A 23,560-nucleotide genomic window follows, 5' to 3' on the forward strand; every position below is an offset into this window, starting at 1 on the left:
ATCGGTATTTACAACGATAGGATTTTTTATTACATTCCGTATAATTCTTCAATTTTCAGACCAATTCGTTTGACATCTTCATTCAAGCCACGAAGTTCAAATGTGTCCAAGACTGGAAAGTCAAATCGCTCTGCATATTGCTTAGCTGTTAAACAATATTGGTTGTTAAAATTACGATTACCACTACCAACAATGCCAAAACAGCGTTTGTAATTTTCTTCAAAAGCGATAAAGTCACCTAAATCATTGGTAAGAATCTCCACATCTCCATTATCCAAACCATTCCCACCTTCTAAGTAGGTTGGCAAAAAGGCTACAAAGGGCTGAGACATGGCGTAAAATGGTCGCTCCTCTTTCACCATATCTTTTATATCCACCTGCTCAATCTCAACATTTTCATGTCGCTCTTGCAAAAAAGCAGACAAACGTTTGATAAAACTCGCTGTGTTGCCACTTAAGCTAATATAAACTAAGGAAATCTTCATATTTTCTCACTTTCTAAAAATAAAACACATCTATCATTCTCTTAAAATTTTAAGCTAATAGATATGTTTTGTCAACTATTGTAATTCTTCTTTTGCTAAGTCTTGTTGCTGCCGTTTCATCTTGAAAAAGACAATAACAAGGAAAAGAATATTAAATGCAAAATAAATAATGGTCAAAACTCTTGTCGATGAGATTGCTGTGGCACGCATCGTTTGATCCTTATAAAGATTGTTGAGTGGCATACCACCGATATAATTGTAAATTGTCCCAATAATTCCTAATAACACATAAGCAATATAGGCAAAATTAGCGTATAAAATGTTTTTCTTGACGATAAACACAATAGCAGCAATCAACAATAAAATTGAAAGGACAACTAATATTTTATGCGGAATATTATGAAGAAAGACAAGACTTCTTTCAGTTACTTCCACGATTTGCTTCACAACCGTTTCAGACAGTCCTTTATAAGAACTTGTATTCGTTATTTTTTCACTGCCAAAAAAGGTTCCTACAAATGTAAAAGATGATAGAATGGCTGATAGTGTCAGCAAGACATATAGATAAATTGGTCGTTTTTTCACAATAATCCTCCTCGTTGTGAAAAAGTTTTCAGTTTTATTTATTATAACGTACGCAGTCAAAAATGGCAACAAAAATAAACAAAAGTTTCACTAGTGTCCTTTATTTTTTTCAAACAAAAGCCCCTCAACTACCAATCAAGGGGCCTATTCGCTATTGAACTAGTTCAAATGCCAAATTTCATCGTTATATTGAGCAATCGTACGGTCAGCAGAGAAGAAGCCTGCTTTTGCAATATTGACAAGAACTTTTTCAAGCCAAACATCACGGTCTTCATAATCCGCAAACATGCGTTCTTTTGTTTCGATATAATCTTCCAAGTCAAGAAGCGTCATGAACCAGTCTTTGTTGATCAATTCATTGTAAAGTCGTTCCAAGCGCTCTTTCTTACCAACTGCAAGAACGGCATCGCTGACAATGAAATCAACCAGCGGTTTGATTGCTTTACGAGCATAGAATTCACTTGACTTATAAGCTTCTTTGGCATACAAATCAATAACTGTTTCAGAATCTTCACCGAAGATATAAATATTGTCATCGCCAACTAATTCATGAATTTCAACATTCGCACCGTCTGACGTACCAAGCGTTAAAGCACCATTTAGCATGAATTTCATGTTACCAGTACCTGAAGCTTCTTTAGAAGCAAGGGAAATTTGCTCAGAAATGTCACCGGCTGCAATTAAGAAGCTAGCTGCTGTTACATTATAGTTTTCAACCATAACGACTTGCAAGTACGGAGAAACTTCTGGGTCGTTAGCAATTACTTCTGACAAGCAAAGGATTAAATGAATAATATCTTGCGCAATCGTGTATGCTGGAGCAGCTTTCCCACCAAAGAAGACTGTAATTGGACGCGCAGGAATGTTTCCGGCCTTGATATCCAAGTATTTGTGAATGACATAAAGAGCATTCATTTGTTGGCGTTTATACTCGTGAAGACGTTTGATTTGGATATCAAAGATTGATTCAGGATTGATTTCAACACCTTGGTGCTCTTTCAAGTGACGAGCTAATTTCCGTTTGTTATGAGCTTTGATTTTTTCAAGTTCAGCTTTCACATCAGCCTTACCAGAAAATTCAAGTAAGTCTTCTAATTTTGAAGCATCATGGTGCCAATCGCGGCCAATCAAGCTATCAATGTAATTTGACAAGCGTGGATTTGCATGCATGAGCCAGCGACGGAAGGTGATTCCGTTTGTTTTATTGTTGAATTTTTCTGGATAAATATCGTAAAAGGCTTTGAGTTCTGAGTTTTTCAAGATTTCTGTATGAAGAGCAGCAACCCCATTGACACTATATCCATAGTGAATATCCATGTGAGCCATGTGCACACGATCGTGTTCATCAATGATTTGAACAGCTGGATCTGCGTATTCAGCCTTCACGCGCTTATCCAATTCTTTGATGATTGGAACCAAGTGTGGAACAACTTCTTCCAAGAATTCAAGTGGCCATTTTTCAAGCGCTTCAGCAAGAATTGTGTGGTTTGTATAAGCCGTCATATTCTTAACGATATTGATTGCTTCATCAAGAGAAATGCCACGTTCTGTCAAGAGACGAATCATCTCTGGAATGACCATAGATGGGTGTGTATCGTTGATTTGGATAACAGCATAGTCAGCCAAGTCATGAAGATTGCTACCTTTTTCAATCGCTTCATCAATAATCAATTGTGCGCCATTTGACACCATAAAGTATTGTTGGAAGATACGGAGCAATTCACCTTGCTTATTGCTATCATCTGGATAAAGGAATAGAGTCAAATTACGAGCAATATCTGTCTTATCAAAGTCAATCCCATCTTCAATGATACTTGCATCTACTGAGTCAAGGTCGAACAGACGAAGACGGTTTTTAGTAGCTGTTTTGTAACCAGGCACATCAATATCGTAAAGAGTTGATGTTAAAGTGAAATCAGCAAATGGTACTTGATAGCTACGGCTTGATTTTACTAACCAATTTTGCTCTGTCAACCAGAAGTTTGGTACTGTTGTTTGCTCATTATTTTTCAAGACTTGTTGGAAAAGACCAAAGTGATAGTTCAGGCCTACACCGTCTCCATTCAAACCAAGTGTTGCGATAGAATCAAGGAAACAAGCAGCCAGACGTCCTAAACCACCATTACCAAGTGAAGGTTCTAATTCTACTTCTTCCACTTCAATCAAGTCTTTACCAGCATCTGCCAACTCTTTTTTGACATCATCATAAAGGCCAAGATTAATGAGGTTGTTTGACAACAGTTTTCCAATCAAAAATTCTGCTGAAATGTAATATAATTTCTTTTTATCAGTATTAACTGGCTTTTGTGCACTAGCCAATTTTGTATAGTTTAAAAGGGCAATATACAATTCTTCATTGCTACATTCAGCAATTTCCTTTTGATAAGTTTGTTGGATAAATTCTTGTAAATTTGACATTTTTTCTCCTACCTAGAAAAGAACGTTACAATTCATTCTCTTTCTTTAATAATTTTTTATTTAAACGACGATATGTTTTCGTCAAGCTGTATAACTCCGCTTCAATCACAGGGTCCAATTCATCTGCTGTCATACGCCATGACCAATTGCCACCGATAGTTGATGGGTAATTCATGCGAGCTGAACCATCTAACTCTAGTAAATCTTGCATGGTTGCAATTGCCATAAAGCTAACAGAAGCAAAGATAGTTCGTAACATTGCATGAGGAACTGTTTCATATTCCTTGCGATTGGTGTATTGAGCCATATACTCACGTGTAGCATCATCAATCTCATCACGATACCAACCAAGAACAGTATTGTTGTCGTGTGTCCCTGTGTACATAACAGAATTGTTCGGAGCAAGATGTGGGCTATCAATGCTTTCAGCATTTGGATTAAAGGCAAATTGAGTCACTTTCATACCAGGGAAACCAGTTTTTTCACGTAAAACAATTACTTCGTCGGTCATAAAGCCCAAGTCCTCGGCGATGATGTTTAGTTCACCCAATTCTTCCTTCACAGCTTTAAACAAAGCATAGTCAGGTCCCTTAACCCATTTACCAGGAGCGGCTGTATCGGAGCCAGCAGGGATTTCCCAGTAAGATTCAAAGCCACGGAAGTGGTCAATGCGAACTACATCATAAATCTTGAAACTTTCACGTAACCGTTCAATCCACCAACTGTATCCGTCCTCGTCCATTGCTTTCCAGTCATAAATTGGATTTCCCCAAAGCTGACCGGTTGCAGAAAATTCATCTGGCGGGCATCCTGCTACACATGTTGGTTGACCTAGTGCATCTGTTTTAAAGAAATGAGGTTGTGCCCACACATCACAACTATCAGCTGCCACATAGATTGGCATATCGCCAACGATTTCAATATGATGTTCGTTAGCATAATTTTTCAATTCTAACCATTGTTTGAAGAAGAGATATTGCGTAACACGATGATAGGTCAATCGATCAGCTAGCTTTTCGCGATAAGTTGCCAAGCTAGACGCTTCACGACGACGTACCGCTGCATCTGGCCATTCCGTCCAAGCTTTCAAGTCGAAATGCTCTTTAATCGCCATGTATTCAACAAATACTTCAAGCCAAGACGCATTATCTGCTACAAATTTTTCATAAGCCGCTAAATCTCCGCGTTCTAAGAAACGTTTCACAGCTTTTTCTAAAACCGGTCTACGATTGTTGAAAACTTTCGCATAATCTACTTTTCTTGGATCTTGTCCAAAGTCTAAACCGTCAAGATCACTTTCAGTAAGTAGACCCTCTTCAATCAGTCGGTCAAAATCAATAAAATGTGTATTTCCCGCAAATGCAGAGAATGATTGGTAAGGAGAATCTCCATAACTGGTCGTGCCTAAAGGCAAAATTTGCCAGTAGCGTTGCTTTGTTCTTACCAAGAAATCCACAAAATCGTAAGCACTTTTCCCAAATGAGCCGATTCCGTATTTTCCTGGAAGAGAAGAAATATGCATGAGAACACCACTTTGACGCTCTTTCATCTTATCACCTCAATAAATTTTTCTGTTAAATTTTGCATTCATTTAACGAAAACGTTTGCGTTGATTTGATTATAACTTAATTCCGGTCTGTGTGCAACCATTTTTCTAGTTTTTTTGTAAATTTTTAAAATATTTTGGACAATTGAATCATTTTCTTCTATATTTTATCAAGATTTTTGGAGTGGAAAATAAAAAATTTTCAAGATTTTTAAAAAAAGTGTTGCAACCGTTTTCTGTTTGTGGTATACTAAGTATAGTTTAAGAAAACGTTTGCGTAAACTATTTTAAATTGTTATCTTATTATTTTATTCTTTAGGAGGAATAAATCATGAAACGTAAAATGTTGAAAAGTGCTGCAGTTCTTGGAACTGTAGGGTTGGCTAGTTTGCTTTTAGTAGCTTGCGGAAGTAAAACAAGTAATTCTTCTTCTAGCGACGGCAAGAACATTACAGCCTACGTAGAAAAACAATACGAAGGCTACATGAAGAAAGCTGCTGCTGCTTTTGAAAAAGAAACTGGTACAAAAGTTACTATTAAGACAGGTGACCAACTTAAAGGTCTTGAAAATCTTTCACTTGACAACCAATCTGGCAAGGCTCCAGACGTTATGATGTCTCCATATGACCGCGTAGGTAGTCTCGGTTCGGACGGTCAACTTTCAGAAGTGAAACTTGACAAAGGTTCAATGACTGATGGCACAACAAAAGCACTCGTAACTACAAAAGGTAAGACTTATGGCGCACCTGCCGTTATCGAAACATTAGTAATGTACTACAATAAAGACCTTGTTTCTAAAGCTCCAACTACATTTGCTGAATTAGAAGAACTAGCAAAAGACAGCAAATATGCTTTTGCTAGCGAAAATGGCAAAACAACTGGTTTCCTTGCTGACTGGACAAACTTCTACTACACTTATGGTCTGTTAGCGGGTAATGGTGGATATGTCTTTGGTAAGAACGGTACTGATCCTAAAGACATTGGACTTGCAAATGACGGTTCTATCAAAGGTGTTGAATACGCTAAAACTTGGTATGCAAAATGGCCAAAAGGAATGCAAGATACTAAAGGTGCCGCAAACTTAATTCAAACTCAATTCCAATCAGGTAAAACAGCTGCTATCATTGAAGGCCCTTGGAAAGCTGCATCATTCAAAGAAGCTAAAGTGAACTATGGTGTTGCCACTATTCCTACACTTCCAAATGGTAAAAACTATCAAACCTTTGGTGGTGGTAAAGCTTGGGTCATCCCTGCAGGATCTAAAAATGCCAAAACAGCTCAAAAGTTTGTTAACTTCTTGACTTCGACTGAACAACAAAAAGCTTTCTATGATGCTACAAACGAAGTACCTGCAAACACAGAGGCTCGTAAATACGCTGAAGGAAAGAATGATGAATTGACTTCAGCTGTTATTAAACAATTCCAATCTGCTCAACCTATGCCAAATATCTCTGAAATGAGTACTGTATGGGATCCAGCAGCAAGTATGCTCTTTGATGCTGTAAGTGGTAAAAAAGATACTAAAACCGCTGTAAATGATGCCGTTAAATTGATTAAAGATACTATCAATCAAAAATTTGGTAAAAAATAAAACAGATTGAGGTAGGATAGAACTCGATTGGCAGCACCAGTCGAGTTCTATATTTTAGAAAAAGGAGACTCTGATGACTACACAACAACAGCCACGTAAAGCATTGCTGCTCTCCCTCATCCCAGGACTTGGGCAAATTTATAATAAACAAAAAGCAAAAGGGGCTATCTTTTTAGGAGTTACCATCTTATTTTTGATTTACTTTTTCGCCATTGCTGCTCCTGAGTTAGGAAACTTAATTACTCTCGGTGAGGTGCCTGGACGCGATAACTCTCTTTTCATGTTGATTCGTGGTGCATTCCACTTTATTCTTGTCATTGTTTATTTCATCTTTTATGCTCTCAATTTAAAAGATGCTTATACTATTGCGAAACGTTGGAATAATGATTATCCAGTTCCTACGACTTTCAAAGATATGTTAAAAGGAATTTACGCTAATGGTTTTCCTTACCTATTGATTATTCCTTCATATATTGCAATGACTTTTGCTATCATTTTCCCTGTATTGGTCACTCTTTTAATCGCCTTTACAAACTATGATTTCCAACATTTGCCTCCAACCAAGCTCTTGGATTGGGTTGGCGTGACAAACTTCACTAATATTTGGCGACTTAGCACTTTCCGTTCTGCTTTTGGAGCCGTTCTTGGTTGGACTATTATCTGGGCACTGACTGCCTCAACCGTCCAAATCGTTATTGGTATTTTTACCGCTATTATTGCAAACCAACCATTTATTAAAGGAAAACGCATTTTCGGCGTTATCTTCCTACTGCCTTGGGCTGTCCCAGCATTTATCACTATCTTAACTTTCAGTAACATGTTCAACGATAGTATCGGTGCGATCAATACCCAAGTCATTCCGCTTCTTGGTAAAGTTTTGCCATTCTTAAATGGACATCTGATTCCTTGGAAAACAGATCCAACCTGGACTAAAATTGCTTTGATTATGATGCAAGGTTGGCTTGGATTCCCTTACATCTATGTATTGACACTTGGTATCTTGCAATCCATTCCAAACGATCTTTACGAAGCAGCTTACATTGATGGTGCAAATGCATGGCAAAAATTCCGCAATATCACTTTCCCAATGATTTTAGCAGTTGCTGCCCCTACACTCATCAGTCAGTATACTTTCAACTTCAACAACTTCTCTATCATGTACCTCTTTAATGATGGAGGTCCTGGTACAGTTGGTGGTGGTGCAGGTTCGACTGACATCCTCATTTCATGGATTTATCGTTTAACGACAGGTGCAGCTCCTCAATACTCAATGGCTGCTGCGGTAACACTTATCATTTCTCTTATCGTGATTTCAATCTCCATGATTGCGTTCAAGAAACTACATGCATTTGATATGGAGGATGTGTAAGATGAATAATTCTATTAAATTTAAACGCCGTTTAAACCACTTCCTAACTTATTTCTATTTAGTGGCTTTATCTATTATCATTATCTATCCTCTCTTGATCACGATTATGTCCGCTTTCAAGACAGGGAATGTCCTTGCGTTCAAGTTGGATACTGATATTAATTTCAGTTTTGAAAACTTTAGCAAGCTCTTTACCGAAACTCTATACGGTACTTGGTACTTTAACACCTTAATCATTGCCATCTTGACAATGATCATCCAAACAAGTATAGTTGTACTAGCTGGTTACGCTTATAGCCGTTATAATTTCCTCGCTAGAAAACAAAGTTTGGTTTTCTTCTTAATCATTCAAATGGTACCAACAATGGCAGCCCTTACTGCCTTCTTCGTTATGGCTTTGATGTTAAATGCGCTCAACCACAGTTGGTTCCTCATCTTCCTTTATGTTGGCGGTGGTATCCCAATGAACGCTTGGCTCATGAAAGGGTACTTTGATACTGTACCTATCTCGCTTGATGAGTCCGCTAAATTGGAAGGTGCTGGTCACTTCAGACGCTTCTGGCAAATTGTACTGCCACTCGTTCGCCCAATGATCGCTGTACAAGCTCTCTGGGCTTTCATGGGACCATTTGGAGACTATATCTTATCTAGTTTCTTACTTCGTGAAAAAGAATTCTATACAGTTGCTGTTGGTTTACAAACCTTTGTTAGTGATGTGAAGAATTTGAAGATTGCCTACTTCTCAGCAGGTGCTATCTTGATTGCCTTGCCAATCTGTATCTTATTCTTCTTCCTACAAAAGAACTTTGTATCTGGTTTAACAAGTGGTGGCGACAAGGGATAATCTTGTCCCACCCTCTTTTATTTATAGTTGTATGATAGCCAATAAACACAGTTTATTGGTCGTCACCTGATTATAAATTTTAGAAAGAAATGCTTATGTTACCTTATCCATTTAATTATTTTTCCAGTATTTATGGTTTTAAAAAGCCTTTTGCTAATCGGAAATTGCTGACATGGTTTCAGCTGATTTTCACTAGTGTCTTTTTAATTTCCTTATCCATGATACCAATTGCGATTCAAAATTCTTCACTCAAAAGTTACCCACTCACCACTTTTGTAGACGGTGTTTTTGACTCGCTAACAAAAGAAACAATGGCTGATATTGCAGAGAACGCTAAAATAGAAAATCATCAATTTAGCTATTCTGGCCAGCAAGCAACTCACAATAGCAAAACGGGAACTGTCATTCTTGGAAAAGAGAATACAACCTTAGAAGAAAAGTTAACGCTTGCTTTTGAGCCAAAGCAATTGGTTATTAGTAAAAAAGGAAGAAAACTAGCAGAAATTCAATACCAGCATATTAATCAAGCTGCTTTGAAAGATAAAGCCGCTCTGAGCGCTGCTATTTCTCAAGACTGGTTCCAACAAAATCGTGTGACAGTCAGTCTATTTTTGATTCTGATTTCAGGATTTCTATTGGCATTAAACTTCTTTATTGTCCTTCTAGGTGCTACTTTTTTCCTTTATTTAACGAAAAAATCCCGTCTCTTCTCCTTTAAAACAGTCAAAGAATGCTATCACTTTGCTTTGAACTGTTTGGGATTGCCAACTTTGATTGCTGTTGCAGCAGGGTTATTGTTCGGTCAAGCCATGACCACTATGATTACCATTCAAAACATTCTTTTTGTTCTTTATCTCATCATTATTTTCTATCGGACACATTTCCGTGATGAAAAAATGAAAAAGTAGGAGGTTTTTTATGCGAGTTACTATTAAAGAAGTTGCTAAATTGGCAGGAGTTTCGCCTTCTACCGTTACCCGTGTGATTCAAAACAAATCCAGCATTAGCGATGAAACAAAAAAAAGAGTCCGCAAGGCTATGAAAGAATTGAATTATCACCCTAATCTCAATGCACGTAGTCTTGTTAGCAGTTACACACAAGTCATTGGGATTGTTTTACCTGATGATTCAGACACTTTTTATCAAAATCCGTTCTTTCCTTCTGTTTTCCGCGGAATTGCTCAGGTGGCTTCCGAGCATCACTACGCTATCCAAATTGCAACCGGAAAAAATGAAAAGGAACGCATGGAAGCTATTTCCCAAATGGTTCTTGGCAAACGAGTAGACGGACTCATCTTTCTCTACTCTCAAGAAAATGATCCACTAGTGAAAATGGTCAGTGAAGAACAATTTCCTTTCTTAATTTTAGGAAAATCGCTTTCTCCGTTTATTCCTTTGGTGGATAATGACAATATCCAAGCTGGATATGATGCAACAGAATATTTTATCAAAAAAGACTGCCACAATATTGCTTTTATTGGTGGTAGCAAAAGACTATTTGTAACGCAAGATCGCTATAAAGGGTATCAAAAAGCACTAGAGGATTATCACTTAGAGCTTGACCCTCAAAATACAGCCTTTGCAAATGAATTTTTGGAAGACAAAGGATATCAATTTACCAAGCGCCTTCTCAGTCATGATACAAAAATTGATGCTATTATCACAACAGACAGTATGCTGGCAGAAGGAGTTTGTAATTATTTAAATGAAAATCAATTGTCTGTTCCCACTCTAGCCTTTGACTCTATTAAACCCAAACTTGATTTAACAGCTTATGTAGACATTAACACATTAGAGCTAGGGCGGGTTTCGTTCAAGACTATTCTACAAATTATCAATGATACCAAAGAAAATCGACAAATTTGCTATCGCCAATTGATTCCACATCGCATTATCGAACGATAAAGAAAGGAAGTTTATGGCTTTCCGAACATTCCAAGCCTATTTAGATGACCAAAGTCTCATCACTATTGAGTTAGAAAAACAATTTTATGCCGAACCATTACAATTTACAATTGAAACGGTTGATTGTGCAGAAACTTTACGGATAAGAGCTGTAGGAGAACATGACAACTTCGTGCAATACAGTCTTGCTCCTCTTGAACCGCTGGACTTAGCTAGCCATTATTGGATTTACGACCAAGATCGCAATAAAACTTTCTTACAATTTCGCCATATTGTGAGAAAACCGATTTTTGACCAAACATTTACCTACAACGGAAGCGATTTAGGGGCTCATTATACTCCACAAGCAACTATTTTTAAGCTTTGGGCACCAATTTCTGAACAAGTATTGCTTCATTTGCAAAATGACATTTACCCAATGATGCTCGGAGAAAAAGGAGTTTGGCAAGCAGAAGTCTCTGGAGATTTTGATGGGGCGGCTTATTACTATCTACACAAAGTGAATGGTCATTGGGTGGAAGTACACGATCCTTATGCCTTATCTTCAGAAAGCAATTCTGGCGTTAGTTATGTTGTCAATCCAGAGAAAATTACTCGCCCAATTCACCGAGCAGCAACACAAATTCCAATAACAAAAGCTGTTATCTACGAGATGAGTGTGCGAGATTTTTCCATGCAAAAAGAAGCTGAGTTTTCTTACCCTGGTAAATTCAAATCCCTAACAGAGTCTCCGCAATTGCAAGAGCATACTTTAGGAATGGATTACATCAAACAGCTTGGAGTAACCCACATTCAGCTCATGCCTTTGTATGATTTTGGCAGCGTTGATGAAAATCATACAGAACTCGTGTATAACTGGGGCTACGACCCTATGCAATACAATCTTCCTGACGGTAGCTTTGCAACGAATCCACATGATCCTTATACAAGAATCGTTGAATTGCAAGAAGCAATCGCTACTTATCATCAAGCCGACATTAGTGTTATCATGGACGTCGTTTACAATCATGTCTACGATCCTAAAGCCTATGCTTTTGAAAAAATCGTCCCAGGCTATTTCTTCCGCTACGATCACAACGGCAATTTGACAAATGGGACTTTCTGTGGGAACGATGTGGCAAGTGAGCGGGCAATGGTTCGTAGCTATATTAAGCATTCCCTCAAACAATGGCTAACTCTTTATGGAATGGATGGCTTCCGCTTTGACCTCATGGGCATTCTAGATATGGAAACCATGAAGCAGATTGCAGAGGAATTGAAGTTTCTTTATCCAAATGTTTATTTGTATGGAGAAGGGTGGCGTATGGCCACCGGACTGGATAGCAATCGGCTTGCACATCAATTCAACGCCGCTCAGTTACCAAGCTATGGTTTTTTCAGCGACCACTTCCGCAATACAATCAAAGAAACGATTTTAGAAGGCAGTCAAATCCAAGATTCCAAACCAATAGATACGATAGAAAATGTATTGACAGCTAATGTTGGATTAACGGAAACAGCACATTTTATTGCACCCCAGCAAGCTATCAACTACGTGGAATGCCATGACGATGCAACGGCTTTTGATTATTTTACAATTAAAAAGCCAGATATCTCTCTAAATAAGCGGTTAGCAGATGCACGACTTGCTTTGCATATTACTTTGTTAGCTCAGGGAGTACCATTCATCCATAGCGGGCAAGAGTTTTTCCGCAGTAAAAACCTCATGGATAATACTTATAATGCTCCAGACACCATCAACCGTCTTGATTGGCTACGCTCCATTGAATATGAGAAAGACGTAGATTTTATTCGCCAGTTAGTCCAATTCAGAAAAGCAAATCCGCTCCTCAGTTTGGAAACAAGAACAGAAATTAAAGATTACTGTTCTGTCGAATGGCTAACTGATTCTGTGGTCGAATATAAAATTAAAGAAAAAGAAGATCAAATCACAATCCTCATTAACTTTGGAAATGAAGCATTTAGCTATCCAAATCAGGATAAACAAGCTATTTTTATCAACTACCCAGAGATCAGCCTTGACGTTCCTCTCAATACTAACAAAGATTCCTATACTGTCCCTGCAAAACAAGTTCTCGTACTTAAATAATCGTAACATCTGTTTTATTTGTCTCGCACTAAAAACCACGAGACGGACTGAAAGTCACATAACAAAAAACAATCAGATTGGCTAAACAAGCCAATCTGATATTTTATTCTTCTACGAAACGTCCAAGAATGTGAACATTATCTGCTACCGATACAAAAGCATGCGGATCAGTTTTACGCATAATATGTTTAAATTCATTAAATTCAGCACGCGTAATGACTGTAATCAAAACAGTCTTTTTTTCATGATTGTAAGTTCCTTCTGCACCATTAACCATGGTTGCACCACGATGCAATTTGTTATGAATTTTATCAACAACTTCTTCGGGATGACTGGTAATAATCATCGCCTGCATCTTCTTTTGCTTAGTAAAGACTGCATCTGTCACACGGCTTGACACAAAAATCGTAATCATCGAATATAGTGCATATTTCCAGCCGAAAGTCACACCGGCAATAATCATAATCATGCCATTGACCATAAAGGAAATATTTCCCACATTTCTGCCGGTTTTCTTCCGAACCGTCAAGCTGACAATATCCGTCCCACCACTAGAAATATTGGAACGCAAAGCAAAGCCAATTCCCATTCCCATGATGACCCCACCAAACAAGGCATTGATAATCGGATCATTTGTTAAACTCACTTCAGGAACAAACTGGATAAACAGCGAGCTCATGGAAACGGTTATAAAAGTAAATACCGTAAACTTGTGCCCAATTTGATACCAAGCCAAAATCATCAGCGGGATATTGATGAGGTAGAAAGTCACAGAAACCGGAATAGTAAATCCTAAAAAACGTGTACTTAAAGCAGCTAAAATCTGTGCCAATCCAGTCGCACCACTTGAATAAACATGTCCCGGTTGAAAGAAAAGATTCACTGCAACCGCAGATAGAAAACCATAAATGAGCGAAGCAGAAATCTTTTCATCGTATTTCTCACGAGAAATACTCTTAAGTACTCGTATCAACTTAAAATCATAGGCTAGACGGCGCAAATAATAACGCAATCGTTTGTAAATCTTACTTTTCTTCATGAGTTTCTACTTGTAAACTTAATTCTTCAAGTTGTTTGGCGTCAACTATGCTTGGTGCCTGAGTCATTGGATCACTTGCTTTGTTGTTTTTAGGGAAAGCAATCACTTCGCGGATATTTTCCTCACCAGCCAGCAACATGACAAAGCGATCGAGTCCAATTGCCAGTCCACCATGTGGCGGGAAACCATAATCCATTGCTTCTAGCAAGAAACCAAATTGATCAGTAGCTTCTTCTTCAGAAAAACCAAGGGCTTTAAACATTCGTTCTTGCAAATCTTTGTGGTTAATACGAAGACTTCCACCACCCAATTCATAACCATTCAAGACAATATCATAAGCAATAGCACGAACCCTGCTCAAATCACCTTCTAATTCATGAGCTGTGTCCGCTTGTGGAAGAGTGAAGGGATGGTGTGCACTCATATAACGACCTTCTTCTTCCGACCATTCAAACATTGGCCAATCCACAACCCAAAGGTAATTAAATTTCGATTCATCAATCAAGCCCAACTCTTTTGCCAAGCGTATACGCAAAGCACCTAGTGCTGCATTGGCAACTTCTAGAGTATCCGCTACAAAAAGAACCAAATCATTGTCTTCAAGCTGTAAAGCATCTGTCAAGTCACTTGTCAAGTCTTTCAAAAACTTAGCAACTGGTCCATTTAGTTCACCTGATGCCACTTTCACCCAAGCAAGTCCTTTTGCTCCATACTGTTTTGCTTGCTCTGTCAACTTATCTATATCTTTTCGCGAATAGCTGTCAGCTGCATTTTTCACAACAATAGCTTTAACAGCTGGTGCTTCTGAGAAAACTTTGAAGTCAATTCTCTTGACAAGATCTGTCAAGTCTTGCAATAGCATCTCAAAACGTGTATCTGGTTTATCACTTCCATACAAAGCCATTGCATCATCATATTTCATTCGTGGGAATGGTAGTGTAACCTCAACCCCCTTCGTTTCTTTCATCACTCGAGCAATCAAGCCTTCTGTAATATCTTGAATTTCTTGATCAGATAGGAAAGAAGTTTCTAAGTCAACTTGTGTAAACTCTGGTTGACGGTCTCCACGCAAATCCTCATCACGGAAGCATTTTACAATTTGATAATACCGATCAAATCCAGCATTCATCAACAGTTGCTTGGTAATTTGAGGGCTTTGTGGCAGAGCATAGAAATGACCTTGGTTCACTCGACTTGGTACCAAATAATCACGCGCCCCTTCTGGAGTTGACTTAGTAAGGAAGGGCGTTTCCACATCAATAAATTCAAGCTCATCTAAGTAATTGCGGATAGAATGTGTTACCTTAGCCCGCAATTTCAAATTTGCCAACATTTCAGGACGACGAAGGTCTAAATAACGGTAACGGAGACGGGTATCATCATTCGCTTCAATACCGTCTTTGATTTCAAATGGAGTCGTTTTGGCCGTATTGAGAACTGTCAGATTCTCCACGTGTAGTTCAACAGCTCCCGTTGCCAATTTATCATTCGCCTGCGTACGGGCTTCTACTTTTCCAGTCACTTCAATCACATATTCGCTTCGTAAACTTTCAGCGATTTCCATGACTTCTTTAGCCACATTTTCAGGATTGATAACTAGCTGCATTATGCCTTCACGGTCACGCAAATCAATGAAAATCAGTCCTCCCAAGTCACGACGACGGGACACCCAACCTTTCAAAGTGATTTTTTGACCAACATGTTCACTACGAACACGTCCGGCATACATTGAACGTTTCATTTTTATTCTCCAAACTTTTAATTCTTTTACTATTTTACCACAAAAGCGATGAAAAAGAAGATATGCTTTTCAAAAACTTCATATCTTAACGTAATATTTTTACAAAAGAAGATGATGACTCACCTCTTACTTTCTTTGTCATATAATTCAGGATGCAAAACCTTAACCACATAACTTGATGCTAAGCGCAATAGCCCTGCTGCTAAGCCAAAAATCGGTGCTAAAAACCGAAAAAAGAAATCCCCTCTTACAAAATAGGCAATTCCTCCTATAATCAAAAAAACAATTAGAAACTGAATTACAGACGGAATGATTATTTTTTTCATTGTTCTCTCCACTTCTACTTCAACATTCTACTATGTTATGAGAAAAAAGCCATTTGACTGGCCTTCTCCCTTTTTAAATTAAAACCCCAGTTGTTCAAAAATTGTTTGAAAATCTTTTTGAATCTGATTTAGGCTGACTGTCAATTCTTCACGAGTTTGATTGTTTTTGACGGTAACTTGGTTACTTTCAATTTCACTTTCGCCAAGAGTTATCAACACTTTAGCAGAAAAAGTATCTGCTGACTTGAATTGCGCTTTCAACTTACGGTTTAAATAATCACGTTCAGCTGTAAATCCTTGCTTGCGAAGTGCTTGTGCAATTTCCAAAGCTTTGTTATTAGCACCGTCTCCCAAAACTGCAACATAAACGTCCAAACTATCCTCTAGCGGCAAGACTACACCCTGCTTTTCAAGAACAAGAAGCAGGCGCTCCACGCCCATTCCAAAGCCAAAACCAGCCGTTTCTGGTCCGCCAAAATAAGCAACGAGGCTATCATAGCGGCCGCCTGCACAGATTGTCAATTCATTGTCCGCCACATCTGCAGTAAATTCAAAAATCGTATGATTGTAATAATCCAATCCGCGAACCATGTTGGTATTGATAACATAAGGAATTTTTAGTGATTCCAACATCGAACGCACAGCTTGAAAATGAGTTTGGCTTTCTTCATCTAGATAATCCAGGATAGAGGGTGCATTTTCAACAGCGAGTTTATCTTCTTTTTCCTTACTGTCTAGCACACGGAGAGGATTTTCTTCCAGACGACGCTGGCTATCTTTAGAAAGACTGTCTTTCAGCGGCGTCAAATAATCAATCAATGCTTGACGGTAAGCGGCGCGACTCTCTGCATTCCCCAAACTATTCAACTGCAACGTTACACCTTGAATACCAATTTCATTGAAAAATTGAGCTGCCATAGCTATTGTCTCTACATCTGTCGCAGGATTATTGGAGCCAAAACACTCTACACCAATCTGATGAAACTCACGCAAACGTCCGGCCTGAGGACGCTCATAACGAAACATAGAGCCCATATAATAAAGTTTCACTGGTTTTTGGACTTCTGGTGCAAAGAGCTTATTTTCCACATAAGAACGTACAACTGGTGCTGTTCCTTCTGGGCGTAATGTGATATGACGGTCGCCTTTGTCATAAAAATCATACATTTCTTTGGTTACAATGTCAGTCGTGTCTCCAACAGAACGACTAATCACTTCATAATGCTCAAATAGCGGGGTGCGAATTTCTGCGTAATGATATTTTTTAAACGTTTTGCGAGCAAATTCTTCTACATATTGCCATTTGACAGACTCTTGAGGGAGAATATCCTGAGTCCCTTTGGGTTTTTGTAATTTCATAGCTTTCCTCTTCATTCATATAATATAATTATTTTACCACAAGTAGCAGATTTTGAGGACAGTTTCAGTATATTTTCTCTAAAAAGCTAGCACGCTCTGCTATTTTCCAAAAAGTAAAAGAAAATCTGTCAAGTAACTTTACTTTACAAAATTTTTTTGATATACTATTACAGTTGATGAAAATCAAAGAGATTGAATCGAACTTATATTAAAAGGAGAATAAAGAAAATGGCAGTACCTGCACGTCGCACTTCAAAAGCGAAGAAAAACAAACGCCGCACTCACTACAAAATTACAGCTCCATCTGTACATTTTGACGAAACTACTGGAGATTACTCACGTTCTCACCGTGTATCCCTCAAAGGATACTACAAAGGACGTAAAATCGCCAAAGCTGCAGCAGCAGAATAATAGAAGGGAGCTATCATGCGCGTAAATATCACACTTGAACACAAAGCATCTGGTGAACGCTTGTACCTTACTTCTAAAAACAAACGTAACACTCCGGACCGTCTTCAATTGAAAAAATACTCACCAAAATTACGTAAACATGTAGTGTTTACAGAAGTGAAATAATTGAGATTAAAAAAGCCTATGAAATCAACGTTTCAAAGGCTTTTTCTTTTGGCTTTAGCAAAATAACTGAATTTTAACTGATGAAGATTTATTCACACTAGAATTTGATATAATAATCGTAAGAAAATTTTTGAAGGTAGATAATATGAAGAAGACAAACAGCATCAATTTCACTGAAAAAATTCCTGAAGTTTCCAAACAAATTGAAGAAATCAAAATCACTTGTTTTTATATGCTGAGCACCGACTTATACAAAATAGAAAATAATAAATTAACGGAAATAATAATTAAGAAATTTGAAAATCATCCTGCTACAATTATGACATTAATAGCTACCGAAGATAACCAACTTTTTTCAAAAAAACACGAACCATGGAAAATCCCCAAAGAGTTACACCATTTAAAAAGCGAGGTAGACGAAAAAACTAATTACTATTTAGATTTATATTTCAAAAAACTAGAAAAGGAAAAACAAAGTTGTCTATATAGTTCCAAATCTAATCCATTTGTTAAATTTGTTTTTACTCCTTTAATAGAGATGGACAGGGAAGATGAATTACATTTTTTCTTTGTTACACTCACTATTTTTCAAAACGGATCAATAATAATTGAATTATTTGAAGATTTAAGGTCCTCTTTCTACACTATTGACTTTCTCCATCCATATACAATAATGAAAGCTCAAATATTTCCCGATTTCAAAAAGAAAAATAGGATATATTCTTTAAATTCTGATTATCAAGTTGATGATATATTGAAGTATATAAAAAAAGAACTTTCATCTATAAATGGAGGTTTGAAATTAACTGAGAGTACATTTATTTTACATTTTATCACAAATATGGATCAAATGAATAAAATGGAGTTCTTTAAAAAAGATAAATTGTATACTTGGATGATTAATGCCCCTTATAGTCCAAAAAACGTGTCTTCTAAAAATAGATCAAAAAATTATCTAACAAACTATTTTGATTTAGATTCTATTAATTATATAAACAAAGGTGCAAATTATATCGTATGGAATAACGACAATTTTAATAATTTTGAGTCTAATTTTCTAAAACAAGCTAGCTTCTTTTTATCTTCGGCTACTCCGTTCTTTCAGTTAGTTTGTCTAGATGAAACTATTATGGACGGACTCGAAAAATTTCAACTTTCAAATGATAAACAGCTAATTAAATTTAACGAGTGGATTCACAACTATAAAAGATCTTCTCTTTTTATCTATCGAATCAATCATCGAGCTATTTTTGACTTATTTACTCATTTACAAAAGAATTCTTACTTTAAGCATGATGAATATATAGAAAAAATTAAGCAAGAAGAATTCAATTTGTTAAAGGAGCGAAATCAATTTAATGAGTTACAAAAGGATAGGATTATGGAAATTATGCTTTTCATCGTTAGTTTGGTCTCTGTTCTTCAAGTTGTAGATATTTTTACTAATAATATAAAAATATTATCGATAAGTGCTTTGATTACTATCTCTTTGTCTATTGGAATACTCATTTATAGAAATCGCAAATGATATTTAAAGCCGATGAAATCAATCTTTCAAAGGCTTTTTTCTTATATCTCAAACTAAATATCAAATATTTATAATCATCAAGAAATCATTTCAGCCAAATCTATCATAGCTTGTTCAATCTTATGTCTCCCTTTTTGCATGACATAAAGGTAGATTTTTTCTATCTCTCTACTATCCTCTGAATGTCCTACAAATTTTCGAATCACGTTTAGACTTACATTTTTATCTGCCATAACTGAAACAAAGCTATGTCGAAACATGTGAGGAACTATATGAATAGGTCTACCAAAATCTACTAAGTCATCAATATCTTTATAAGGTTTTCCACTTTTTTTGTTGTATTTCGCAGACTGACTTGAACCACCTTGCAGGAACATTGAAATTTCTGTATGATACAATGGGCTACCTTGCTGATTCTTACATTTAATATACGTGATACTAGTTTCCATATTTTAATTTATAAGTAAAATAATCAACCATTTTATGAAAGTAGAATTTTCAACAATCATAAAAAAGAAAACATACAAATAAAGAGTTTAAAACATCTGTCTTAAACTTTTTGCCCCTCACTGTTGCTCACCAATACAGCATTCTTCATGCTCATCTAAACTTTCGTCTGTCTGAATGGTTACTTTTGTAATTCCATACATTTTGAGATGTTGGCGAATGAGCTGCTGAGTTTCTGCTTGTTGTTCGGGATGTTTCATGCAAATATGAATCATCGCAAATTTTTCTAGCCCATCGGTTGTCCAAACATTTAGCTGAGTGATTGTTTGGATATTCTCGATTGTTTGAATCTCTGCATAAAGATCATTCAAGTTCACATCACTCGGTACGTGATCAAGAAAGATTTGAACATTTTCCCAAAACTTAGGCAATGCTTTACTCAAGATAAAGATCGAAATGATGAGCGAAAGCAATGGGTCAAGGAAATACCAGTTTGTAAAACGAAGAATGAAGGATACAAAGATCACAGCCAACCAGCCTAAAATATCTTCTAGGAAATGCAGACTCAGAATGGATTCATTGTGTGTATGTCCATGGCTAACAACTCTGCTGGCTGCAAAGTTGATTACAATTGCAAAAATTCCCAAAATAAGCATACCATCGTAATTTACCCGTTCAGGCGCAAACAGCTTGGGAACATTTTCAACCAGAATGAGAATAGAACCCACTATTAAAATGGTAGAAGTCAACATAGCTCCCAGCAAACTATACCGTTTATACCCTAGTGTGTATTCCTTATCATCTCGTCTGTTGGAAATTTTTTCAAAAAACGCCGATAAGCCAATCGCTAAGGCATCTCCTGTATCATGTACCGCATCTGCCAGTACAGCACTAGAGTTAAATAGAGCTCCAAAGATAAATTCAATAATCGCAAACGAAAAATTTAACAGAAATGCAATCCAGACATTTTTACTTGATTTCATTATTGTCTCCTTCTAATCGCACATTGAGATTTGATTTTATTTATTGTATAATGTATTCAAAACAAAACACTTTGTTCAATTATATTATCTACTATTTTAACGGAGGAAACAAGAAACAAATCTAATGCTTCGTTTGATAGTGTACATTTAAGGAGATTTGTTCGGAAACGATGGATAGACGAGTTAAAAAATCACGCGCAGCTATTTATCAGGCTTTTCTCACTCTTTTGAATCAAAAAAGCTATGAGTCCCTCACAGTTCAAGAAATCATTGACCTTGCAGATGTCGGTCGGTCGACTTTCTATGCTCATTTTGAGACAAAAGAGGCACTACTTGAAGAAATGTGCCAAGATTTGTTCCAGCATACGTTTGTTGAGCGCTACCAAGCAAGCGAACTTTTTGACGCAACAGCTCATATTTTTTACCATTTCAGGAAAAACCAAGATAAAATAGCCACTTTATTATTGTCTAAAAATATTTATTTTATCAATCGTTTAAAATTAGAACTAGAGCATTATCTTTTTCCTCTCATTCGTGAAAAGCTATTGGCACAAAAGTCTGAGCTACCAGAACCATTTTTAAAAAATTATGTCACGACAACTTTTATTGAAACAGTTACTTGGTGGTTGGGACAACGAAATAAAATCGATGAAGCCACTATTACAGCCTACTATCTTGAGCTAATGCACTAATATAGGGCTATAATTTTGGTTATCGCTATGGTATAATTTTTTTAAGAACCCTTCTAGGAGAATTTATGAAAAAACAACATTCTATCTTTTTATTACCAGGAATTATCATGGTGGGTGTCGCTTTGCGGACGCCCTTTACAACGCTTCCAACTGTCTTAACAGACATTGCCAACGGACTTCATGTTTCAGTTAGTTCCCTCGGTCTTTTGACCAGTCTGCCCTTAATCATGTTTGCTCTCTGCTCTTCATTTTCGGCGCGTTTAGCGAGCAAAATTGGGCTCGAACAGCTTTTTACTCTCGTCCTTGCTCTGCTTACCATTGGATCCTTCATTCGGATTTTTAATCTACCACTTCTTTATGTGGGGACGATTCTCATTGGAGTTTCCATTGCAGTACTTAATGTTTTACTTCCAAGTGTCATCCAAGCCAATCAACCGCATCGGATTGGACTCTTAACAACCATGTATGTAACCTCTATGGGGCTATCAACCGCTATTGCTTCTTCTATTGCAGTACCAATAACAAAAGCAACTTCATGGCGAGGTCTTGTTCTTTTTTTGACAATGGTTTGTCTTTTAGCATTTTTGATTTGGCTACCAAATACATCTTATAACCATTTCTTAGTGAACAAAAATAAAGAGCACCAAGGTAGCTCTATCTGGAAAAATAAAAAAGTTTGGGCTATTATTATTTTTGGTGGCTTGCAATCATTGCTTTTTTATACTTGCCTAACCTGGCTACCAACTATGGCAACACAAGCCGGCATTTCAAATACTTCTGCTGGAGTTTTAGCCTCTGTCTTTAACTTGATTAGTCTACCTTTTTCAATGACCATTCCTAGCTTGACAACACGGCTGTCTCCTCGTCATCGTATGATAATGTTAGCAATTATCTCTGCTGCGGGTATCCTTGGTATTAGCATGCTCTTAATTCAAACGAATGATTTCTTTTATTGGCTTATTGCCAATATCCTCATTGGGTCAGCTGTGAGTGCTCTTTTCCCATATCTTATGGTTACTTTTTCAACAAAAACGAGTAGCCCTGAACAAACTGCTCAGCTATCTGGCTTAGCACAAACAGGTGGTTATTTACTAGCTGCTTTTGGACCAGCTCTATTTGGTTATAGTGCCGATTTCTTCCATTCTTGGCTACCTGCTGTATGTGTCTTGCTCATTCTTACAATCATTATGATTATTGCCCTCTTTTATGTAGAAAAATCTGATAAAATTTTATAAAAATCAAAAACAGAATGGAGAGTGAACCTTTTTCAGTTGTTGGGCTCTTTTCTCCACTCTGTTTTTTTAATTATCTATTTTCCATGTCTTAGAATCTGGCAATAAACCTACCTTCGAAATTTTAGAAACATGCCGATTGCCCATAACATAAAAGCCTAGAGGCGCAGCTCGCCATTCATCTGTACAGGTCACGCCAATTCGAGAGCGCGAGCCAATTTAAAACGGGACAGCATTTTCTACCAATTGCAATCTTGAAGTGGTCAAACCTTGACCATCAAATTCCTTGGTAATCCCTGCAAATTTAGTTAATTTTCCTGGGCCGTTGGCAATCAATGTCCCGTCTGGCAATTCCAAGGCTCGAATCAAGACAGCTTCTGCAACATTCTCAGCTCTTGTGACTAAATTCAACATTTGATGTCCGTAGATTTGATAGACATACCAGTGTCCAGCAGATAAATACATAGACTCGTTTTTCGGTGTTCGTTTGCCATGCGCACTATGACAAGCACTATCTTTAGCTCCCAAATAGGCTTCTGTCTCAACAATTCGTCCCAACACTTGTCCGTCTAAGCACAATTGCATACCTAACAAGGACTTAGCCGTTGCGACTGTATCTGTCTGCATGATATGTTTAAATTCTTTTGATAACATGATTTCATTATAACATGAATGCCATACAAAAAAAGCAATCGAGAAAGACTGCTTTTTTGTTTAGGAAATTATGATGAAAAAAGTTTTTTAGGATTAGTTATAAGATACCTTGTTTTGCTTAAATTTGTCTTAATAGAAAACAGCTAAACCG

General features: G+C 37.2%; 21 protein-coding genes and 1 pseudogene. 11 read left to right on the forward strand and 11 right to left on the reverse strand.

The genetic code is table 11. The annotated features are described in order from the left end of the window. Positions 1-29 precede the first annotated feature (29 nt). The 4 genes from nrdI to malQ all read right to left on the reverse strand — a co-directional run bounded on the left by nrdI (position 30) and on the right by malQ (position 5,037). On the reverse strand, positions 30-485 hold the full coding sequence (nrdI, locus tag EL087_RS08820; RefSeq protein ID WP_003027811.1) for a class Ib ribonucleoside-diphosphate reductase assembly flavoprotein NrdI: 456 nt from the start codon (positions 483-485) through the stop codon (positions 30-32). Between the two features lie 75 nt (positions 486-560). Further along, positions 561-1,070, reverse strand: coding sequence for a hypothetical protein (locus EL087_RS08825; protein ID WP_003027812.1), 510 nt, complete (start codon positions 1,068-1,070; stop codon positions 561-563). Between the two features lie 159 nt (positions 1,071-1,229). After that, positions 1,230-3,488 (reverse strand): glycogen/starch/alpha-glucan family phosphorylase, encoded by a 2,259-nt coding sequence (gene glgP / locus EL087_RS08830; RefSeq protein WP_003027814.1) that lies wholly within the window; start codon positions 3,486-3,488, stop codon positions 1,230-1,232. A 25-nt stretch (positions 3,489-3,513) separates the two neighbouring features. Further along, a complete protein-coding gene (gene malQ, locus EL087_RS08835; RefSeq protein ID WP_126408033.1) occupies positions 3,514-5,037 on the reverse strand; it encodes a 4-alpha-glucanotransferase in 1,524 nt (507 codons plus the stop codon). Between the two features lie 328 nt (positions 5,038-5,365). On the opposite strand from malQ, the gene EL087_RS08845 reads away from it, so the two are divergent. The 6 genes from EL087_RS08845 (at position 5,366) to pulA (ending at position 12,832) form a co-directional block, all read left to right on the forward strand. After that, a complete protein-coding gene (locus EL087_RS08845) occupies positions 5,366-6,625 on the forward strand; it encodes an extracellular solute-binding protein (protein WP_126408035.1) in 1,260 nt (419 codons plus the stop codon). 73 nt (positions 6,626-6,698) lie between these two features. Then, the gene (locus EL087_RS08850; RefSeq protein ID WP_022526080.1) at positions 6,699-7,994 is read left to right on the forward strand and encodes a sugar ABC transporter permease; all 1,296 of its coding nucleotides are present in this window, start codon (positions 6,699-6,701) and stop codon (positions 7,992-7,994) included. A 1-nt stretch (position 7,995) separates the two neighbouring features. Continuing rightward, entirely contained in the window at positions 7,996-8,838 is an 843-nt protein-coding gene (locus tag EL087_RS08855) for a sugar ABC transporter permease (RefSeq protein ID WP_126408037.1), read from the forward strand. 95 nt (positions 8,839-8,933) lie between these two features. Next, positions 8,934-9,746: a DUF1189 domain-containing protein gene (locus tag EL087_RS08860; protein ID WP_126408187.1), complete on the forward strand. Its 813-nt coding sequence runs from the start codon at positions 8,934-8,936 to the stop codon at positions 9,744-9,746. Between the two features lie 10 nt (positions 9,747-9,756). Further along, positions 9,757-10,743, forward strand: coding sequence for a LacI family DNA-binding transcriptional regulator (locus tag EL087_RS08865; protein WP_003027820.1), 987 nt, complete (start codon positions 9,757-9,759; stop codon positions 10,741-10,743). A gap of 13 nt (positions 10,744-10,756) precedes the next feature. Then, the gene (gene pulA, locus EL087_RS08870) at positions 10,757-12,832 is read left to right on the forward strand and encodes a type I pullulanase (protein WP_126408039.1); all 2,076 of its coding nucleotides are present in this window, start codon (positions 10,757-10,759) and stop codon (positions 12,830-12,832) included. A 103-nt stretch (positions 12,833-12,935) separates the two neighbouring features. Here the strand turns inward: pulA and EL087_RS08875 are convergent, their stop codons facing one another. The 4 genes from EL087_RS08875 to hisS form a co-directional block, all read right to left on the reverse strand. Beyond that, entirely contained in the window at positions 12,936-13,871 is a 936-nt protein-coding gene (locus EL087_RS08875) for a YitT family protein (RefSeq protein ID WP_003027823.1), read from the reverse strand. Continuing rightward, a complete protein-coding gene (gene aspS / locus EL087_RS08880; RefSeq protein WP_126408040.1) occupies positions 13,858-15,612 on the reverse strand; it encodes an aspartate--tRNA ligase in 1,755 nt (584 codons plus the stop codon). Before aspS ends, EL087_RS08875 begins: the two co-directional genes overlap by 14 nt. A 119-nt stretch (positions 15,613-15,731) precedes the next feature. After that, complete coding sequence (locus tag EL087_RS08885) at positions 15,732-15,938, reverse strand: hypothetical protein (RefSeq protein WP_003027825.1); 207 nt, start codon at positions 15,936-15,938, stop codon at positions 15,732-15,734. Positions 15,939-16,016: 78 nt separating this feature from the next. Beyond that, positions 16,017-17,297, reverse strand: coding sequence for a histidine--tRNA ligase (gene hisS / locus EL087_RS08890; RefSeq protein ID WP_126408042.1), 1,281 nt, complete (start codon positions 17,295-17,297; stop codon positions 16,017-16,019). 228 nt (positions 17,298-17,525) lie between these two features. Between hisS and rpmF the strand changes: the two genes are divergently transcribed. The 3 genes from rpmF to EL087_RS08905 all read left to right on the forward strand — a co-directional run bounded on the left by rpmF (position 17,526) and on the right by EL087_RS08905 (position 19,401). Beyond that, positions 17,526-17,708: a 50S ribosomal protein L32 gene (gene rpmF / locus EL087_RS08895; protein WP_003026691.1), complete on the forward strand. Its 183-nt coding sequence runs from the start codon at positions 17,526-17,528 to the stop codon at positions 17,706-17,708. A gap of 15 nt (positions 17,709-17,723) precedes the next feature. Next, positions 17,724-17,873: a 50S ribosomal protein L33 gene (rpmG, locus tag EL087_RS08900; protein WP_003026692.1), complete on the forward strand. Its 150-nt coding sequence runs from the start codon at positions 17,724-17,726 to the stop codon at positions 17,871-17,873. A 145-nt stretch (positions 17,874-18,018) separates the two neighbouring features. Then, on the forward strand, positions 18,019-19,401 hold the full coding sequence (locus EL087_RS08905) for a hypothetical protein (protein ID WP_126408044.1): 1,383 nt from the start codon (positions 18,019-18,021) through the stop codon (positions 19,399-19,401). A 77-nt stretch (positions 19,402-19,478) separates the two neighbouring features. Here EL087_RS08905 and EL087_RS08910 read toward each other — a convergent pair whose 3' ends face one another. Together EL087_RS08910 and EL087_RS08915 are read right to left on the reverse strand one after the other, a co-directional pair. Beyond that, entirely contained in the window at positions 19,479-19,850 is a 372-nt protein-coding gene (locus EL087_RS08910) for a tyrosine-type recombinase/integrase (RefSeq protein WP_232008251.1), read from the reverse strand. Between the two features lie 117 nt (positions 19,851-19,967). Then, the gene (locus EL087_RS08915) at positions 19,968-20,831 is read right to left on the reverse strand and encodes a cation diffusion facilitator family transporter (protein ID WP_126408045.1); all 864 of its coding nucleotides are present in this window, start codon (positions 20,829-20,831) and stop codon (positions 19,968-19,970) included. A 170-nt stretch (positions 20,832-21,001) separates the two neighbouring features. Here EL087_RS08915 and EL087_RS08920 point away from each other — a divergent pair, with 170 nt between their 5' ends. Together EL087_RS08920 and EL087_RS08925 are read left to right on the forward strand one after the other, a co-directional pair. Continuing rightward, a complete protein-coding gene (locus tag EL087_RS08920) occupies positions 21,002-21,523 on the forward strand; it encodes a TetR/AcrR family transcriptional regulator (RefSeq protein WP_049512812.1) in 522 nt (173 codons plus the stop codon). 65 nt (positions 21,524-21,588) lie between these two features. Then, entirely contained in the window at positions 21,589-22,758 is a 1,170-nt protein-coding gene (locus tag EL087_RS08925; protein ID WP_126408047.1) for a CynX/NimT family MFS transporter, read from the forward strand. Between the two features lie 66 nt (positions 22,759-22,824). On the opposite strand, the pseudogene EL087_RS08930 reads toward EL087_RS08925, so the two are convergent. Beyond that, positions 22,825-23,409, reverse strand: a pseudogene (locus EL087_RS08930) (DNA-3-methyladenine glycosylase). Positions 23,410-23,560: the final 151 nt, after the last annotated feature.

The organism is Streptococcus milleri (genome assembly GCF_900636525.1).
GTDB classification, from domain to species: Bacteria; Bacillota; Bacilli; order Lactobacillales; family Streptococcaceae; genus Streptococcus; species Streptococcus hominis.

What these genes read in the sequence shown, in the direction of transcription:
- nrdI (WP_003027811.1), bottom strand. Translation starts at nt 485, where the DNA reads ATGAAGATTTCCTTAGTTTATATTAGCTTAAGTGGCAACACAGCGAGT.
- glgP (WP_003027814.1), bottom strand. Translation starts at nt 3,488, where the DNA reads ATGTCAAATTTACAAGAATTTATCCAACAAACTTATCAAAAGGAAATT.
- malQ (WP_126408033.1), bottom strand. Translation starts at nt 5,037, where the DNA reads ATGAAAGAGCGTCAAAGTGGTGTTCTCATGCATATTTCTTCTCTTCCA.
- EL087_RS08845 (WP_126408035.1), top strand. Translation starts at nt 5,366, where the DNA reads ATGAAACGTAAAATGTTGAAAAGTGCTGCAGTTCTTGGAACTGTAGGG.
- EL087_RS08850 (WP_022526080.1), top strand. Translation starts at nt 6,699, where the DNA reads ATGACTACACAACAACAGCCACGTAAAGCATTGCTGCTCTCCCTCATC.
- EL087_RS08855 (WP_126408037.1), top strand. Translation starts at nt 7,996, where the DNA reads ATGAATAATTCTATTAAATTTAAACGCCGTTTAAACCACTTCCTAACT.
- EL087_RS08860 (WP_126408187.1), top strand. Translation starts at nt 8,934, where the DNA reads ATGTTACCTTATCCATTTAATTATTTTTCCAGTATTTATGGTTTTAAA.
- EL087_RS08865 (WP_003027820.1), top strand. Translation starts at nt 9,757, where the DNA reads ATGCGAGTTACTATTAAAGAAGTTGCTAAATTGGCAGGAGTTTCGCCT.
- pulA (WP_126408039.1), top strand. Translation starts at nt 10,757, where the DNA reads ATGGCTTTCCGAACATTCCAAGCCTATTTAGATGACCAAAGTCTCATC.
- EL087_RS08875 (WP_003027823.1), bottom strand. Translation starts at nt 13,871, where the DNA reads ATGAAGAAAAGTAAGATTTACAAACGATTGCGTTATTATTTGCGCCGT.
- aspS (WP_126408040.1), bottom strand. Translation starts at nt 15,612, where the DNA reads ATGAAACGTTCAATGTATGCCGGACGTGTTCGTAGTGAACATGTTGGT.
- EL087_RS08885 (WP_003027825.1), bottom strand. Translation starts at nt 15,938, where the DNA reads ATGAAAAAAATAATCATTCCGTCTGTAATTCAGTTTCTAATTGTTTTT.
- hisS (WP_126408042.1), bottom strand. Translation starts at nt 17,297, where the DNA reads ATGAAATTACAAAAACCCAAAGGGACTCAGGATATTCTCCCTCAAGAG.
- rpmF (WP_003026691.1), top strand. Translation starts at nt 17,526, where the DNA reads ATGGCAGTACCTGCACGTCGCACTTCAAAAGCGAAGAAAAACAAACGC.
- rpmG (WP_003026692.1), top strand. Translation starts at nt 17,724, where the DNA reads ATGCGCGTAAATATCACACTTGAACACAAAGCATCTGGTGAACGCTTG.
- EL087_RS08905 (WP_126408044.1), top strand. Translation starts at nt 18,019, where the DNA reads ATGAAGAAGACAAACAGCATCAATTTCACTGAAAAAATTCCTGAAGTT.
- EL087_RS08910 (WP_232008251.1), bottom strand. Translation starts at nt 19,850, where the DNA reads ATGGAAACTAGTATCACGTATATTAAATGTAAGAATCAGCAAGGTAGC.
- EL087_RS08915 (WP_126408045.1), bottom strand. Translation starts at nt 20,831, where the DNA reads ATGAAATCAAGTAAAAATGTCTGGATTGCATTTCTGTTAAATTTTTCG.
- EL087_RS08920 (WP_049512812.1), top strand. Translation starts at nt 21,002, where the DNA reads ATGGATAGACGAGTTAAAAAATCACGCGCAGCTATTTATCAGGCTTTT.
- EL087_RS08925 (WP_126408047.1), top strand. Translation starts at nt 21,589, where the DNA reads ATGAAAAAACAACATTCTATCTTTTTATTACCAGGAATTATCATGGTG.